The 16,230-nt window shown below is 72.2% G+C and carries 13 protein-coding genes; 7 read left to right on the forward strand and 6 right to left on the reverse strand.

Going from position 1 to position 16,230, the window contains the following annotated elements:
• Positions 1–14: 14 nt before the first annotated feature.
• On the reverse strand, positions 15–884 hold the full coding sequence (locus E1294_RS05695) for an alpha/beta fold hydrolase (protein ID WP_165977109.1): 870 nt from the start codon (positions 882–884) through the stop codon (positions 15–17).
• Positions 885–952: 68 nt separating this feature from the next.
• Here E1294_RS05695 and E1294_RS05700 point away from each other — a divergent pair, with 68 nt between their 5' ends.
• The 4 genes from E1294_RS05700 to E1294_RS05720 all read left to right on the forward strand — a co-directional run bounded on the left by E1294_RS05700 (position 953) and on the right by E1294_RS05720 (position 6,177).
• On the forward strand, positions 953–1,543 hold the full coding sequence (locus E1294_RS05700) for a TetR/AcrR family transcriptional regulator (protein WP_132505253.1): 591 nt from the start codon (positions 953–955) through the stop codon (positions 1,541–1,543).
• A 391-nt stretch (positions 1,544–1,934) separates the two neighbouring features.
• Entirely contained in the window at positions 1,935–4,463 is a 2,529-nt protein-coding gene (locus E1294_RS05710) for a sensor histidine kinase (RefSeq protein WP_132505256.1), read from the forward strand.
• Between the two features lie 4 nt (positions 4,464–4,467).
• Positions 4,468–5,136: a response regulator gene (locus tag E1294_RS05715; protein WP_132505259.1), complete on the forward strand. Its 669-nt coding sequence runs from the start codon at positions 4,468–4,470 to the stop codon at positions 5,134–5,136.
• Positions 5,137–5,262: 126 nt separating this feature from the next.
• The gene (locus E1294_RS05720; protein ID WP_132505262.1) at positions 5,263–6,177 is read left to right on the forward strand and encodes a LysR family transcriptional regulator; all 915 of its coding nucleotides are present in this window, start codon (positions 5,263–5,265) and stop codon (positions 6,175–6,177) included.
• 12 nt (positions 6,178–6,189) lie between these two features.
• Here the strand turns inward: E1294_RS05720 and E1294_RS05725 are convergent, their stop codons facing one another.
• From E1294_RS05725 to E1294_RS05735, 3 genes are all read right to left on the reverse strand, one after another.
• Positions 6,190–7,404 (reverse strand): M20 family metallopeptidase, encoded by a 1,215-nt coding sequence (locus E1294_RS05725; RefSeq protein ID WP_165977111.1) that lies wholly within the window; start codon positions 7,402–7,404, stop codon positions 6,190–6,192.
• A gap of 164 nt (positions 7,405–7,568) precedes the next feature.
• On the reverse strand, positions 7,569–8,456 hold the full coding sequence (locus E1294_RS05730; protein ID WP_132505268.1) for an NAD(P)-dependent oxidoreductase: 888 nt from the start codon (positions 8,454–8,456) through the stop codon (positions 7,569–7,571).
• A complete protein-coding gene (locus E1294_RS05735) occupies positions 8,453–9,340 on the reverse strand; it encodes an NAD(P)-dependent oxidoreductase (RefSeq protein WP_132505271.1) in 888 nt (295 codons plus the stop codon). Before E1294_RS05735 ends, E1294_RS05730 begins: the two co-directional genes overlap by 4 nt.
• Before the next feature lie 120 nt (positions 9,341–9,460).
• Here E1294_RS05735 and E1294_RS05740 point away from each other — a divergent pair, with 120 nt between their 5' ends.
• The 3 genes from E1294_RS05740 to E1294_RS05750 all read left to right on the forward strand — a co-directional run bounded on the left by E1294_RS05740 (position 9,461) and on the right by E1294_RS05750 (position 15,287).
• A complete protein-coding gene (locus tag E1294_RS05740) occupies positions 9,461–12,625 on the forward strand; it encodes an AfsR/SARP family transcriptional regulator (RefSeq protein ID WP_132505274.1) in 3,165 nt (1,054 codons plus the stop codon).
• Positions 12,626–12,705: 80 nt separating this feature from the next.
• The gene (locus E1294_RS05745) at positions 12,706–13,911 is read left to right on the forward strand and encodes an NAD(P)/FAD-dependent oxidoreductase (protein WP_132505277.1); all 1,206 of its coding nucleotides are present in this window, start codon (positions 12,706–12,708) and stop codon (positions 13,909–13,911) included.
• Positions 13,912–14,060: 149 nt separating this feature from the next.
• Entirely contained in the window at positions 14,061–15,287 is a 1,227-nt protein-coding gene (locus E1294_RS05750) for a cytochrome P450 (RefSeq protein ID WP_132505280.1), read from the forward strand.
• A 45-nt stretch (positions 15,288–15,332) separates the two neighbouring features.
• Here the strand turns inward: E1294_RS05750 and E1294_RS57040 are convergent, their stop codons facing one another.
• Both E1294_RS57040 and E1294_RS05755 read right to left on the reverse strand, forming a co-directional pair.
• A complete protein-coding gene (locus E1294_RS57040) occupies positions 15,333–15,464 on the reverse strand; it encodes a hypothetical protein (protein ID WP_281284372.1) in 132 nt (43 codons plus the stop codon).
• A 285-nt stretch (positions 15,465–15,749) separates the two neighbouring features.
• Positions 15,750–16,073, reverse strand: coding sequence for a hypothetical protein (locus E1294_RS05755; RefSeq protein ID WP_132505283.1), 324 nt, complete (start codon positions 16,071–16,073; stop codon positions 15,750–15,752).
• Positions 16,074–16,230 lie beyond the last annotated feature (157 nt).

The following is a 16,230-nucleotide window of genomic DNA, read 5'->3' on the forward strand; positions in this document are numbered from 1 at the left end:
GAGGGCTTGCGCCGTCACGCGGTCAGGGACGTGTCGCCGAGGAACGACCGGATCAGCCGCCCTACCGTTTCGGGCGAGTCGGCCGGCAACCCGTGACCGGCCTCCGGCACGATCTCCGTGCGGTTGCCGGGGAGCAGTCGCCGCGCGCGTTCCGCCGCACGGCGTACGTCGTGGACCGGGCTGCGTTCTCCGAGGAGCACCAGCGTGGGCACCGTGATCGCGCGTAGCTGGTCGTCGGTCAGGGCTTGAGGCGCGGTGACGGCCCGCTGCCGGTGATCCAGCATCGCCGAGACCAGCAGGTCGTACATCGGCGGCTCCGGTAGCCGACCTGCCCGGCACCAGGCCAGGAAGCGGCCGGCGGCCGCGGTGGAGCCAGTGAGCCTCGCGACGAGCAGCCGGAGCACGAAGGCGGCGCGGACGGGGGCGAGCGCCCTGGCCGGTTCCAGCGCCGTCACCGAGGCGACCCGTCCCGGCCGGTGCAAGGCCTGGTTGAGCGCCATCCAGCCGCCGTAGGAGAGGCCTACCAGGTGCACGCGGTCGCAGCCGAGCCCGGCCAGCACCTCGTCAAGCCACTGTGCGAGCTGCCGCGCGTCGGCCACGGGACGCTCCTGGACGCTGGCGCCGGCGTCGCCGAGGGTGTCGACGGCGAAGACCGTCCCGTACGGGGTCAGCATCGGCATGATGGGCGCCCAGGAGGCCGAGGTCGCGTTTCCACCGTGCAGGAGCAGCAGCGGCGGCCCGGTGCCGCCGTGCGCGCGGTGGACGGCGGCAGGCCCGAACGAGGTCGCCACGTTCAGGCGTGTGTGCTGTGGCCACTTCCGCATGGCCTCGTCGTACAGGGCGAAGAACCGCTCCCGCGCCTCGTCGTCCACGAACCCGCTCAAACGCACCTCGGTCCCCCAGTTCGTCGATCATCCACTACATTACGACTGTAACGCAATGAGGAGAACGCATGAGAACTCGGCTCGACCCGTCACGACGCAGGGCCGCGATCGCGGAGGCGGTCGGCCGGGTGCTGAGCCGTGGCGGGCCGGACGCGCTCGGCCTGCGCGAGGTCGCCGCGGAGGCCGGAGTGACCACGGGAGCCATCCAGCATCACTTCACCACGAAGGACGGGATGCTGCTGTTCACGCTGGAGCACCACGGCCGTCGCCTGGTGGAGCGGCTCTCGGCCCGTGCCGGCAGTGCGCCGCAGCCCGCACCGCCCCGCCGCGTGCTGCGTGCCATCGCGATGGAGCTGCTTCCCCTGGACGAGGAGCGTGCCGTCGAGGCGAGGATGGCCGCGGCCTTCACGATTCGCGCCGCTGCGAACCCAGAGCTCGCGGTGATCTTCCGTGAGCAGTACGCGCTGCTGCACACCTTGGTGGCCGATCAGTTCGGCCGGGCCGGCGTGCCGGACGCCGACGCCGACGCCCGGGAACTGCTCTGCCTCATCGAGGGCCTGCGCACCCAGCGCCTCCTCGGTGAGATCGGCGATGACACGATCGTGGCCATGGTGGATCGGGTCCTCGATCGGCTCGAACCGAACGCGCTTCCGGGGTGACCGCCACGACGTCGACGGGGCCGTCGTCACGGGCCGCGAAAGTCTTCGCGTAAGGATGCCGTCAACATTCGGACTATAACTGTATGGAATCCGTCAAGACCGGCAGACTCCCCTCAATACCGGGGTTTGCTTGCTTCATATCCTCCCGGGGAGGCGCGGCAGAGCACATCTGTCCAGATTGAGGAGCGGAATGGCCGACGTCATCTTCGTCGCCCTGGCGATCGCGGTCTTCGCGGTCCTGGGGCTGGTCGCCAAGGCGGTCGAGCAGCTGTGAGCACCGACGGCTCGCTGATCGTGAAGGACGGCAGGACCGTCGGCAGCGCGCTCGGCTTCATGGGCGAGCCCGCGGTCAGCGTGCTCGAACCCAACCTCGCTCTCGACGGAGCCTGACATGCGAGGGCGGCTGCGGGTCTATCTCGGGGCGGCCCCCGGCGTGGGCAAGACGTACGCGATGCTCGGCGAGGGCCAGCGCGCCCTGGAACGAGGCCGCGACGTGGTCGTGGGCTTCGTCGAACCCCACGGCCGCCACCGCACCGCCGCCCTCCTGGACGGCATGGAGATCGTTCCCCCACAGATCATCGTGTACCGGGGGACCACCTTCACCGAGCTGGACGTCGATGCGGTCATCGAGCGGGCGCCCAAGGTGGCGCTGATCGACGAGCTGGCCCACACCAACGTGCCCGGCTCCAAGAACGCCAAGCGCTGGCAGGACATCGAGAAGATCCTCGACGCCGGCATCGACGTCGTCTCCACCGTGAACATCCAGCATCTGGAGTCCGTCAACGACGTGGTCCAGGAGATCACCGGGGTGCCGCAGCGCGAGACCGTGCCCGACGAGGTGGTACGGCGGGCCGATCAGGTCGAGCTGGTCGACATGTCGCCCGAGGCGCTGCGCCGTCGCATGGCCCATGGCAACGTGTACGCCGCGGAGAAGGTGGACGCGGCGCTGTCGAACTATTTCCGCGTCGGCAACCTGACCGCGCTGCGCGAGCTGGCGTTGCTGTGGGTGGCGGGCAAAGTGGACGACCAGCTCGACCGCTACCGCGCCGACCACGGCATCGCCGGCACATGGGAGACGCGCGAGCGGGTGGTGGTCGCGCTGACCGGCGGCCCGGAGGGCGAGACGCTGGTGCGCCGAGCCGCCCGCATCGCCGCCCGCACCAAGGGCGCCGACCTGCTGGCCGTGCACATCACCAGCGTCGACGGGCCGGCCGGGGCCGATCCGGCCAGTCTGGCTCGGCAGCGCTCCCTGGTCGAGAGCATGGGCGGCACCTACCACCAGGTCGTGGGCGACGACATCCCGCAGGCGCTGCTCGACTTCGCCCGCGGCGTCAACGCCACCCAGCTCGTCCTTGGAGCATCGAGAAGAGGCCGTTTCGCGCAGGTTCTCTCCCGGGGCGTGGGCGTGGAGACCACGGCCCGGGCCGGGCCCATTGACGTGCACCTGGTCACGCACGAGGGGGCCAAGCTGGGCCGTGAGCGCCCCGAGCGCTCCCGGGCGGCCCTCACCAGGAAACGCAGGCTCGCCGGATGGGTCGCCGCCGTGGCCGGCCTGCCCCTGCTGACCGCTGTGCTCGCCCCGCTCCAGGATTCGACCTCGCTGCCCAGCGAGATCCTGCTGTTCCTGTGCCTGGTCGTCGGCGTCGCGGTCATCGGCGGCACCTGGCCGGCGATCACCACGGCGGTCGGCGCGTCGGTGCTGCTCAACTGGTTCTTCACCTCGCCCGTGCACACCTGGAGCATCGCTGACCCGGAGAACTTCCTCTCCCTGGTGGTGTTCGTGCTGGTCGCCACGGTGGTCAGCACGATCGTCGATCTGGCGGCCCGCCGGGCCAGGGAGGCGGCTCGCGCCCGAGCGGACGCCCAGGTGCTCTCCACCCTGGCCGGGCACGTGCTGCGCGGTGAGGCCGCGCTGCCGTCGCTGCTCGGGCGGCTGCGCGAGACGTTCGCTCTGGACGCGGTCACCCTGCTCGAACGCCTCGGCAAGCCCACCCCGGACGACACCTCCGATCCCGCAGCCTGGCGCGTCGTCGCCGCCTCCGGGGCCGCCCCCTGCACCTCGCCTGCCGTGGCCGACACCGACGTCGCCATCGACGATCGGCTGGTGCTGGCAGCCCGGGGCCGGCTGCTCGACGCCAGCGACCGGCGGGTGCTGGAGGCCTTCGCCGCCGAGGCGGCCGTCGCGCTGCGCCAGAAACGCCTGCAGCAAGAGGCCGAACGCGCCAAGCCCTTGGCCGAGGCCGACAAGATGCGCACCGCGCTGCTCGCGGCCGTCAGCCATGACCTGCGCACTCCGCTGTCGGCCGCCAAGGCCTCCGTCGAAAGCCTGCTCAGCCACGACGTCACCTGGACAGCCGAAGACCGCGAGGAACTGCTGGCCACCGCCGCCGAGTCGCTGGACCGGCTCGACCGGCTGGTGGAGAACCTGCTCGACATGAGCCGCCTGCAGGCCGGCGTGCTCGGGCTGGAGCTCCAGCCCGTCGCCCTGGAAGAGGTCCTCCCCCGCGTCATCGACGACCTCGGCCCGCAGCGCGGCCGCGTCCACGGCGACATCTCCTTGGACCTGCCCGAGATCGTGGCCGATCCGGCGTTGCTGGAACGGGTCCTGGTCAACCTGACGGCCAACGCGGTGCGCTACAGCCCGCCGGGCCAGAAGGTGCTCATCACGGCCAGCCGGCACGACGACGTCGTCGAGATCCGCGTCATCGACCGCGGTCCCGGCATCCCGCCCGAGGCCCATGACCGGGTCTTCCAGCCGTTCCAGCGGCTCGGCGACCACGACAACCACACCGGCGTCGGCCTCGGGCTCGCGCTGTCGCGCGGACTCACCGAGGCCATGGGCGGCGCGCTCGTGCCCGAGGAGACGCCCGGAGGTGGCCTTACGATGATCGTCCGACTGGCCACCTCTCCAAGGCGGTGACACCATGACCAGGATCCTTGTCGTGGACGACGAACCACAGATGCTGCGCACCTTGCGCATCAACCTGGCCGCCCGCCGCTACGAGGTCGCGGTCGCGGCCGACGGCGCGTCCGCCCTCACGCAGGCCGCTGAATGGCATCCCGACCTAGTCGTCCTCGACCTCGGCCTGCCCGACATGGACGGCGTGGACGTCATCCACGGCCTGCGTGGCTGGACTCAGACGCCCATCGTGGTCCTTTCCGGCCGCGCCGGCAGCCAGGACAAGATCGACGCCCTGGACGCCGGTGCCGACGACTACGTGACCAAACCGTTCAGCATCGAGGAGTTCCTCGCCCGCATCCGCGCCGTCTCCCGCCGCGCCGGCACGCAGGAGGCCGAGCTCACCCCCGTCCAGATCGGCGAGCACACGGTGGACCTGAACCGCAAGACCGTCTCCGGGGAACTGCGCCTGACCCCCACCGAATGGCGCATCCTGGAGATCCTGCTGAGCAACCCCGGCAAGCTCATCACCCAGCGCCACCTGCTGAGCGAGGTGTGGGGCAGCAATTACGTCAAGGAGACGCACTACCTGCGCCAGTACATGACGCAACTGCGCAAGAAACTCGAACGAGACCCCGCCCACCCCGTACACCTGATCACCGAACCGGGCATGGGCTACCGGTACACCCCCTGATCCCCCGCGCCGTCCCTGCCCTCGACCGCCACCCATCGGACAAGCGGCAGAATGGTCAACGTTTGGGCGCCACCGGCCTGGTGGAGGCGAATTGGCCTCCCATACCTGCTCCAATAACCTGTCGGCATGGATGTCGACACCCGGCTGTTGCGCTACTTCGCTGTCGTGGCGGAGGAAGGAAGCCTTACCCGTGCCGCGGAGCGACTGTTCGTCTCCCAGCCGGCGCTGACCAAGCAGATCAAGCAACTCGAGGCCCGGCTCGGAGTGTCGTTGTTCGCCCGCTCCCGGAACGGCATGGCCCTCACCGAACCTGGCCGTTCGCTGGCCGAGCACGTGCCCGCGCTGCTGGCCGGGCTGGACCAGGCACTGCGCGCGGCCAAGAGCACGGCCGCCCAGGCCGCCCGCGTGCTGCGGGTCGGCTTCCTGGCCAGCGCCGCGAACGAAGCCACCCCGCACATCATCGCCGAGTTCGCCCGCCTGCGGCCGGGCTGGCGAGCCGACCTGCGACAGGCGTCCTGGGCGAACCCGACGGCCGGATTAGCCGACGGAGACGTCGATGCCGCCCTGGTGCGACTGCCGTTCCCCGGCCAGGAGAGCTTTCGTGTGGAAGAGTTGTTCTCCGAGCCCCGCTTGATCGCGCTGGCCACCGCGCACCCCTTCGCCGTACGCGAGGAAATCCCCTTCCGGGATCTGTGGGATGAGCCGTTCGTGGCCGCCCCCGAGGAAACCGGACGGTGGCGCGACTTCTGGCTGGGCATCGACGAGCGGGAAGGCCGCCCCGCCCGTGTCGGCGCCGTCACCGACCATCCGGACGAATGGCTCAGCGCCATCGCCAACGGTTACGGCATTGCGCTCGCTCCCGAGTCCGCCGCTCGTTTCTACGCCCGCCCTGGCGTCACCTACCGGCCGGTGACCGGCGTCAGTCCTACGCGGGTCGGCATCGCCTGGGCTCCCGCTGACGACGCCAATCCCGTCGTCCAGGACTTCGTACGCTGCTGCCTGGACACCAGGCCCTCCCCTCCGGTGCCACCCGAGCGCTGAAACACTTCCCAGTCAGGTCAGGAGGTCGCCTGCGTAGCGGGCGTACACGGCCGCGCAGCGGCGCATGGCGGCTTCGTCGACGTACTCGTGGGGGCCGTGGGAGACGTCCAGGCGGCCCGCGCCGTAGCCGAAGGCGGGGATGCCGAGCTGGGCGTACCAGCGGATCTCCAGGATGCCCGCGCACATCTCGAACCGGGCGGGCGTGCCTTCGACCTCGCCGACGACGCGGGCGAGCGCGCGGGCCGCGGGATGGTCCTGGTCGGTGGCGGCGGAGGGCTGGAGCTGGGTGGTGCGGATCGACACGTCGGCGCCGATCTCGCGGGCTGCCCCCTCGATGAGGCCCGTCAGGCGCTTGAGCTCGCCCTCCAGGTCCTCCTCCGGGTTGTAGCGTCCGTCGACGGTGAAGAAAGCCGAGCCGGGCACGACGTTGAAGTTGGAGCCGCCACCGGACAGGCCACCGACCACGAGCATGCTGCCGCGGGCGTCGCCGGGGTTCATGGGATACGCGGTGTGCCGCCCGGCCAGGTCGGCCGCGTACCGCTCGGCGGGGCGGGCGATGTGCAGCATGTGCTGGAAGGCGTTCACCCCACGATCCGCCTGTCCGACATGGGCCTCACGGCCCTGGATGTCGACGCGGAGGGAGACGGCGCCGCGGGCGGCGTGCCAGATGCTCCCGCCGCTCGGCTCGGCGGTGATCATAGCCAGCGCGCCGGGGTCGATCAGGCCCGCGGCGCGCAGGTGCCCGGCGCCTGCGACGCTGCCGGTCTCCTCGTCGCACACCAGGTGGACGACGATCCGGCCGTCGCCGAGCAGGCCCAGCTCCTTGGCGGCCGCGGCGCCGTAGAGCATGCTGACGATGCCGCCCTTCATGTCCGCCGTTCCCCGCCCGATGATCCTCCCGTCGCGGCGTACGGCCGTGAACTGCTCCCGGCTCTGAGCCGGCACCACGTCGAAGTGCCCGTGGAAATAGATGAGCTTGCCGCCGTCGCCTGCGGTGCCGCGGACGACGCACGGGTCGTCCAGGCCGCCGGACGGGTCGGCGACGTCGATGACCTCCGGTGCCAGCCCGAGCCGGTCCATCGCCTCACGCAGGACGCCGGCGCAGCGGCGCAGCTCGCGGCCGGGCGGGTTCTCGGAGTCGACGGCCACGAGCCGTTCGAGCAGGTCCGCCATTTCCCCGGCCCGTTCGTCCAGCCAGGCCTCGACCTGTGCGGCTTGGTTCGTCATGGAGCTTGGCCCTTTCTCGGACGCCGTCACGTTCCGGCTGATCGCCACCCTTGCCGGGTGGCCGGTGTGATGTCCAATACCCGCGGCCATTCCACATCGGAATGATCGTCCCGTCGACCTGATCGCCCGCGGGGCCGACGCGGTGGTGGAGCTTCCGCCCTGGTTCAGGGGCGCGGACGGGCGGGTTTCAGGAGTTCGTACAGGCTGGAGAAGCTGTCGTCGCCGTACCCGTCCGCCGATCGCCGGTCGAGCAGCGCCTTGAGCGGGTGGTGGACGCGCGGGTCGACGCCGCGCTCAGTGCTGGCGGCGATCAGGGTGTCCACGGCGGGGCGGTTCAGGTCGATGGTGGAGGCGGCGTCCGCGTAGGAGCCGGATGCGGCCTCCTTCGCCAGGTGCGGCAGGAACGCCGCCATGTCGCGCAGCCAGGCGGCCGCCAGCGGGGCGAACCTCTCGGGGCCGGTGCCATACGTCTCCAGCAGGGCGGCGGCGTGCAGGAATCCGGTGAGGGCGGCGTAGCCGGTGCCGAGCACGGCCAGGCTGTGCGTCTCGGCGGCGGCGGGGTCGGCGCCCAGGTAGTGGCCGGTGGCCATCACCTCAAGTGCCGTCCGGTGCTCCTCGAACGCCGACTCAGAACCGCTGAAGAAGAAGAAGGCCTCGGGTGCGCCGATGGTGTGGGGCAGGGCCATCATGGCGCCTGCCAGATGGTGGGCGCCGTGCCCGGCAGCCCAGGCGGCCAGGTCCCTGGCCTGCTCCAAAGTGCCGTTGGCGAGGCTGACCAGGGTGCGGCCGGCCAGTAACGGGGCGGCGGGCTCCAGGGTCCGCCGGACCGTGGCCGGGTCGAGCAACGGCACGACCAGCAGAGGGCCTGCGGCGACGGCCTCGGCCACGTCGGCGGCCCGGACGGCGCCCTGGGCGGCCAGGGCGTCGCCGCGTGCGGCCGTGCGGTTCCATACGGTCGTGCGGTAGCCGGCGGCCAGGTAGGCGCCGGCGATGGCCGTGCCCATCCGGCCCAGGCCCAGGACGGTTACGCGGGGTGCTTCGTGCTCGGTCATGCCGCCGCCCCCTTCGACAGGGTCGTGATGGTGCTGGCGACGCCGTCCGCGCCGTGGCCGGCGGCGGACGCGCGCTCCAGCAGGTTCGTGAAGAGCTCTGGCACGTCCGTACGGATGCCGGCGGCGGCGCTGGCGTGGAGGAGGTGGGCCATCGCGGCGGCGTGCACGTCCACGGTGCCGTCGTCGTCCGGGTATCGGCCGTCCTGGATCTGCCGGGCGTGCTCGGTCATGAGCGAGGTCACGAACGGCATGTGGCTCGTCGCCACCGAGACGAAGCCGGTGGCGACCACACCCTCGGCGGCGACCAGGGCCACGGCGTGGTAGAAGCCCGCCAGCGTGCCCCACGCCAGGCCGAACAGCGCACCATCGTACAGGGATGCCAGCGCCGGATCTGCCCCGAGATGTACGGCGTTGCCCAGGCTCGCCAGCACCCCCTGGTGCTCGGCGAAGGCGTCCGCGGAGCCGCTGAAGATGAACAGCGCCTCGCGCCGCCCGACCAGCCGGGTGCCGCTCATGGCGGCGCCGTCGAGGTAGGCGGCCCCGTGCCCGCTCACCCATGCGGCCAGGTCGCGGGCCTCGTCGGGGGCGCCGGAGGCGAGGTTGACCACGGTCCTGCCCTGAAGGGTCGAGGTCGCCAGCACGTCGCGGACGGCGTGGTAGCCGGTCAGGCAGACCACGGCCAGCGGCGCCGCGCCGACCGCCTCCGCCGCGCTCGCGGCCCGCACCGCCCCCTGGGCGACCAGGGCATCGGCCTTGGCGACCGTACGGTTCCACACCGTCGTCCGGTAGCCCGCGGCCAGAAACGCCTGGGCCAGCCGGGCTCCCATCTGGCCCAGCCCGATCACCGCCACGGCCGGTCGTCCTGGCTTGTCGTCGTACGACATCACTGCACCTTTCGTCCGTCATCTCGCAGTGGTCCCCAGCATGCCGACCGGCTCTGTCGGTCCTCTGTCGGTCCTCTGTCGGAACGCCGGCGGCCGGCAGGACTCGGTTAGCCTGACGGCGTGTACTTCCGCGTACTCGGCCCGCTGTCCGTGCTGACCACGGACGGCGGGCCGGTCCGCCTGCCCGAGACCAAGATCCGCGCGCTGCTGGCCGACCTGCTCGTGCACGCCGGGCGGCCGGTGGCGGCCGAGCGGCTGGTGGACGACCTGTGGGGCGATGCCCCGCCGCGCAACCCGGCCGGCGCGCTGCAGACGAAGGTCTCCCGGCTGCGCGCCGCGCTGGCCGGGGCGGAGCCCAGCGCCCAGGAGCTGGTGGTCTCCCGGGCGCCTGGTTACCTGCTGCGCGTGGCGCCGCACGAGGTGGATGCCGCCCGGTTCGCCGACCTGACGACCACCGCGTACGCCACCGCCGATCCCGCGACCCGGGCCGGCCTGCTCGCTGACGCGCTCGCCCTGTGGCACGGCGACGCGTACGCCGGCCTCACCGGCCTCGACGTCGTACGAGCGGCGGCCCAGCGGCTGGAGGAGCAGCGGCTGACCGCCGTGGAGTCGCTGGCGGCGGCCCGGCTGGAGCTGGGCGAACAACACGCGGTCAGCGGCGAACTGGCCGAGCTGACCGCCCGCCACCCGCTGCGCGAGCGGCTGTGGGCCGTCCGGATGCGAGCCCTGTACGCGGCGGGGCGGCAGTCCGAGGCGCTGGCCGCCTACGCCGAGCTGCGCGGGCGGCTGGCCGAGGAGCTGGGCGTCGATCCCGGCGCGGAGGTGCGCGCGCTGCACCAGGCGATCCTCACCCACGATCCGTCCCTGACACCGGCCGGCCGGTCGCGGGGCCGGTCGCGCGGGGTGCCGCGGGCCCCGCTGCCGGAGCCGCTGACCGGCCTGGTCGGCAGGGACGACGCGGTCGCCGCCGTACGCGAGCTGCTGGCCGCCCATCGCCTGGTGACCCTCACCGGCGCGGGCGGCGTGGGCAAGACCCGGCTGGCGGTCAAGGTCGCCCGCGATCGGCACCCGGAGGGCATACGGTTCGTCGAGCTCACCGGACGCGCCTCCGCTGAGGAGCAGGTGAGCGCGGCGCTGGGGGTTCGTGAGGAGGGCGCGCTCGGGCTGGTGGAGACCCTGCGCTCACGCCGGATGCTGCTCGTGCTGGACAACTGCGAGCACATCGCCGGCTCGGTGGCCGATCTCGCCGGACGGCTGCTGTCCGCCTCGCCGGAGCTGCGCGTCCTCGCCACCGGCAGGGAGCCCCTGGGGCTGGCCGGCGAGGCGGTGTGGACGGTGCCGCCGCTGCGGCAGGCCGACGCCGAACGCCTTTTCACCGAACGCGCCCGCGCCGCGCTCGGCGCCACGGGGCCGCTCGACCTCGGCGGGGCGGCGGTCGCCGCGATCTGCCGGCGCCTCGACCGGATCCCGCTCGCGCTGGAGCTGGCGGCCACCCGGGTCCGGGCCCTGGGCGTGGACGAGCTGGCGGCCCGCCTGGGCGACGACCGGTTCGCGGTGCTCGACGGCGGCCGGCGTACGGCTCCGCCCCGGCATCGGACGCTGCGCGCGGTGATCGACTGGAGCTGGGAGCTGCTGACCGACGACGAGCGCGTGGTGCTGCGCCGCCTGGCCGTGCACGCCGGTGGCTGCACGCTTCAGGCGGCCGAGGCGGTGTGCGATCCAGGCGGCCGCGGCACCCTCGGCCCGCTGACGCGGCTGGTGGACCGCTCGCTGGTGACGGTGACCGACGGTCCTCGCTATCGCCTGCTGGAGTCGGTGTCCGCGTACGCGCTGGAACGCCTGGAGGAGGCGGGCGACGCCGAGACGGTGCGCCGGCGGCACCAGCACCACTACACCGAGCAGGCCGAACGCGCCGCCGACCGGCTGCACGGTCCCGGGCAGGCGCACGGGCTGCGCCGGATCGACGAGGAGACGGCCAACCTGCGGGCCGCCCTCGCCCACGCCGTCCGCGGCGGCGACGCGGACGGGGCGCTGCGGCTGGTCCTGGCCCTGACGTGGCCCTGGTTCCTGCTCGGCCGGCTGAGCGAGGCCCGCAGGTCGCTGGTGGACGCCCTGGCCGTGACGGGCCCGGCGCCTGCATCGCTCCAGAACACGGTCACGATCTGGCACGCGGCCTTCGCCCTGCTCGCCGGCGACCGCGGCACACCCCTTCCGCCGCTCCCCTCCGGCGATCCGCCGGTTCCGCCGCTCCCTTCCACCGGCGCTCCCCTTCCGCCGCTTCCTTCCGGCGACGTCACGGCAGGCCGGGCCGGTGCCGGCAGCCGAGCGGCTGCCGGTCGCGCCGCCTGGTTCCTCGGGCACGCCCTGCTCAGCACCGGCGCGGACCTCAGCCTGAGCGAGCGCTGGGTCGAGTGGGCGCTGGCGGTCTTCGAGCGGGCGGGCGACGCGTGGGGCAGCGCCGCGGCGCGGAGCACCCGGGCGGTCCAGGGCCTCATGCGCGGCGATCTCGCGGCCGCGCGCGCCGACGGCGAGCAGGCGTACGCGCTCTTCAGGTCGCTCGGCGACCGCTGGGGAGAGCTGCGGGCCGGTTACCCGCTCGCCGCGCTGGCCGAGGTGAGCGGTGACTACGAGCAGGCGGAGCTCCTGCACCGCGACGGCCTGCGCCTGGCCCAGGAGCTGGGGTTCTGGACCGAGGCCGCCGACCGGCTCGTCGGGCTCGGCCGGATCGCCCTGCTCGCCGGCGACCTCGGCGGCTCCCGGCGGCTCCACGAACAGGCCGCGCGGCTGGCCGCCGAGCACGCCTACAGAGCCGGCGAGATCCACGCTCTCATCGGGCTCGCGCTGGTCGCCCGGCGCGCCCACGACCTGGACAACGCCGAGCGGCACCTGCTCGACGCGCTGGAATGGCACCGCCGGGTCGCGTTCGGGCCGGGGCCCGCTCTGCTGCTGGCCGAGCTGGGCTTCGCCGCCGAGCAACGCGGCGACGCCGGCACCGCCCTGGCTCGCCACCGCGAAGGGCTCGAACACGCGCGAGCGGGCGGCGATCCACGCGCGGTCGCGCTCGCGTACGAAGGGCTGGCCGGCGCGCACGCCCTCGCGGGACGGCCGCAGCGGGCAGCCCGCCTGCTCGGCGCCGCGGCCAGGCTCCGCGCGGACGCCGGCGCTCCCCTTCCGCCGGCCGAGCGTGGCGACGCCGACCGCGCCACGGCCACGGCCGTCGCCGCACTGGGCCGGGAGGCGTTCGACGCCGAGTACGGCGCAGGGTTCGAGGGAGCCTCCGCCTAGAGAGTGATCTGCCTCACACGCTGTAACAACGAGCGGTCACGCGGTGTCTTGAGGGAGAACACGGCGAAAGGGGAGACTCCATGACCGAGAACATCGATGTGGTCGTGATCGGCGGCGGATATGCCGGCGTCATGGCGGCCAATCGCCTGACCCAGCGCGACGACGTGACCGTGACCCTGATCAACCCGCGCCCGGCCTTCGTCGATCGCATCCGCCTGCACCAGCACGCGGGAGGGTCCTACGACGCGGTCGTCGACTACGGACAGGTCCTGGCCGAGCGCGTACGCCTGGTGGGCGCCACCGTGACCCGGATCGACCCGGCCGGGCGCGGCGTGGAGCTGGCGGACGGCGGCACACTCGGCTACGACTACCTGATCTACGCGGTGGGCAGCGGCAGCGGCGACTCGGGCGTGCCCGGAGCGGCGGAGTTCGCCTACCCGATCGCCACCTTGGAGGAGGCACAGCGGTTGCGGCAGGTCCTTGACGCCACGCCGGCGACGGGCACGATGACGGGCACGGTGACGGTGGTCGGAGCCGGCCCGACCGGTATCGAGACCGCCGCCGAACTGGCCGAGGCCGGCCGTGCCGTGACCCTGGTGTGCGGCGGGGCACTCGGCCCTTCTCTACACGCCCGGGGCCGGCGCTCGGTCGCCGCGCGACTGGCCAGGCTCGGGGTGACCGTGCTCGACGGCCCGGACACGATGGTGACGGCCGTGACCGGCGATGCCGTACGGCTCGGTGACGGCCGCGAGCTGCCGAGCGCGGTGACCGTCTGGACCGCCGGGTTCGGCGTACCGGATCTGGCCGCACGCAGCGGGCTCAGCACCGACGCCCATGGCCGCCTGCTTACCGACGAGACGCTGACCAGCGTGGACGACATGCGCATCATCGCGGCAGGAGACTCGGCGGCGCCCTCGGACCTGCCGTTCCGGATGAGCTGCCAGGCCGCGGTCCAGTTGGGCCCGCACGCCGCCGACACCGCGCTGAGCCGGATCGCCGGCGAGCAGCCCGCGCCTCTCGCGCTGGCGCTCGTCGCCCAATGCGTCAGCCTGGGACGCGGGGCGGGCATTCTCCAGTTGACGCACAAGAACGACGTCGCGATGTGGGGCCACGTCGCCGGCCGCCCTGGCGCGATGATCAAGGAGTTCATCTGCCAGGGCATCCTGTGGACACTGACCAACCAGGCACGCAGGCCCGGCTCGCTCAACTTCCCGGCCTGGGCCAAGGACGGCCAGCGCCGGCAGGTGCTGCGGGCCAGGAGCGACGAGTCGCTGGCCGCCCGCTGACACCCGCCGCACTGCCTGGCCGGCCGGCCGCTGGACGTGCTCGCCTCCGAGGTCGTGCCGGTGACCGACGGCGGCGGAACAGCCCGCCCGACCGGCCACACCACGTCCACCCACTGAACAGACCTATGACCCATCACTGGGAGGCTTTCATGACGAAGAGCGTCGCCGGCGAGCTCGCCGGCCTGGAACTGCCGGTCGAGCGTGGCTGCCCGTTCGCCCCGCCCACCGGCTACGAGCGGCTGCGCGAGCAGGCGCCGATCAGCAGGGTCCGGCTGGTGACCGGGGCCGAGGGATGGCTGGTGTCCGGGCACGAGGAAAGCCGGGCCGTTCTCGCCGACCGGCGTTTCTCCTCGGACCGGCGCAGGGACGGCTTTCCGTTCTTCGTCTCCGATCCGGCGACCCTGAAGCTGATGCGCGACCAGCCGCCGTTCATGGTCGGCATGGACGGCGCTGAACACGCCGCGAGCCGGCGTCCGCTGATCGGCGAGTTCACCGTGAAACGGCTGGAGGCGTTGCGCCCGCGGATCCAGGACATCGTCGACCGGTTCATCGACGACCTGATCGCCACGGACGAGCGCCCGGTCGACCTGGTGCAGGCGCTGTCGATGCCGGTGCCGTCCCTGGTCATCTGCGAGCTGCTCGGGGTGCCCTACACCGACCACGACTTCTTCCAGACCCGTACCGCCGTGGCGGTGCGCCGCACCTCGTCGTCGGAGGACCGCCTGCGCGCCTTCGCAGAACTGCGCGCTTACATCGACGAGCTGATCACCCGCAAGGAGTCCGAACCCGGCGATGACCTGTTCAGCCGGCAGATCGCCCGGCACCGCCAGGAGGGCACCCTCGACCACGCCGCTCTGGTCAGCCTGGCCTTCCTGCTGCTGGCCGCGGGACACGAGACCACGGCGAGCATGATCTCACTCGGCGTGCTCGGGCTGCTCACCCACCCGGACCAGCTCACCCTGATCACCACCGACCCCGCCAAGACGCCCGCGGCGGTGGAGGAACTGCTGCGCTACTTCGCCATCGCCGACGCGGTCACCGCCCGGGTGGCCACCGAGGACGTGGAGGTCGGCGGCGTGAGCATCAAGGCAGGGGAGGGCGTCGTCGTCTCGGGCCTGTCGGCCAACTGGGATCCCGCGGTGTTCGAGAATCCGGACGTCCTGGACGTCGAGCGCGGCGCCCGCCATCACCTCGCGTTCGGCTTCGGCCCCCACCAGTGCCTCGGGCAGAACCTGGCCAGGATGGAGCTGCAGATCGTCTTCGACACGTTGTTCCGCCGCATGCCCACGCTGCGCCTGGCCGCGCCGGTGGAGGAGCTGCCGTTCAAGACCGACGCCATCATCTACGGCGCCTACGAGCTCCCTGTCACCTGGTGAACCGGACATGATACGGCCACAAGCCCGGGGACGCGGGGGTGGCCGCTACCCGGGCAGGGTGAACGCGGTGGCGAAGAGGTCGCCGTGCTCGGCGAGGTCGCGCAGCCACGGGGCAGGGGCGGACGGGTCGCCGCACGCCACCGGCTCCGCCTGAGAAACGCCCGCAGGCCGTCTCAATGTTCAGATCGCAGCCGGTGAGGGCCTCCGGCATCGTGGTGGAGCTCGACCGCGTGCTGCCGCACAGCATGCGGCAGCACTCCGGAGGTGTGCCGTCGATCTGGCCTTCGCCGGTTCCAGCCAGTCGGTCACGATCCGGGCCCGCGCGGGCGACAGCCACACCCTCGCCGAGATCCGCGATCCACGCGAGGCCACCATCGGGCTGGTCGAAAGCCCCGCAAACCGGCCGGTCCGGCGGGGTCTGCCGGACCGGCCCCGGGGCACCACGGTGGCGGCTGCCGGCGATCAGCCTTGGTACTTCTTCCAACGGTTAGCGTTCAGCAGCTTCCACGCCGTCTTGCCTGGTCTGGACTTGTCTCTTTTGATGGTGTAGATGGTCTTGGGAAGATATTGCGCTGGGAATACCTTGCGGATGCCCGCCTTCCGGCATTTCGAAATGTAATGATCGGCGATCGTTTGCGCGTGGTCCGCAATGCTGCACGAGGCGCTGGCGGTGAGTTCCGGTGTGCCCGGCAGAGGGGTTGCGGAGGCCGGTGGTGCGGTGAGGGCCGCGGCAGCCACAAGAGCGGCTGCGACCGAGGCCTGAAATTTACCGATCAGCAGGGTCATACTCTTCCTCTGACGAGAATGCGGAGTCATACAGACTTCATCCTTCAGCGATTAGGGAGCTCGCCGTGTGCCGGACTCTGTTCCTGAGGCTGGTCTTTGGTGATGACCGTCGTGACGACGGCGGCGATCACGGGCACGCCGAATTCTTTCTTCGATC

This window comes from Nonomuraea diastatica, from assembly GCF_004349015.1.
In the GTDB taxonomy this organism is placed as follows: Bacteria; Actinomycetota; Actinomycetes; order Streptosporangiales; family Streptosporangiaceae; genus Nonomuraea; species Nonomuraea diastatica.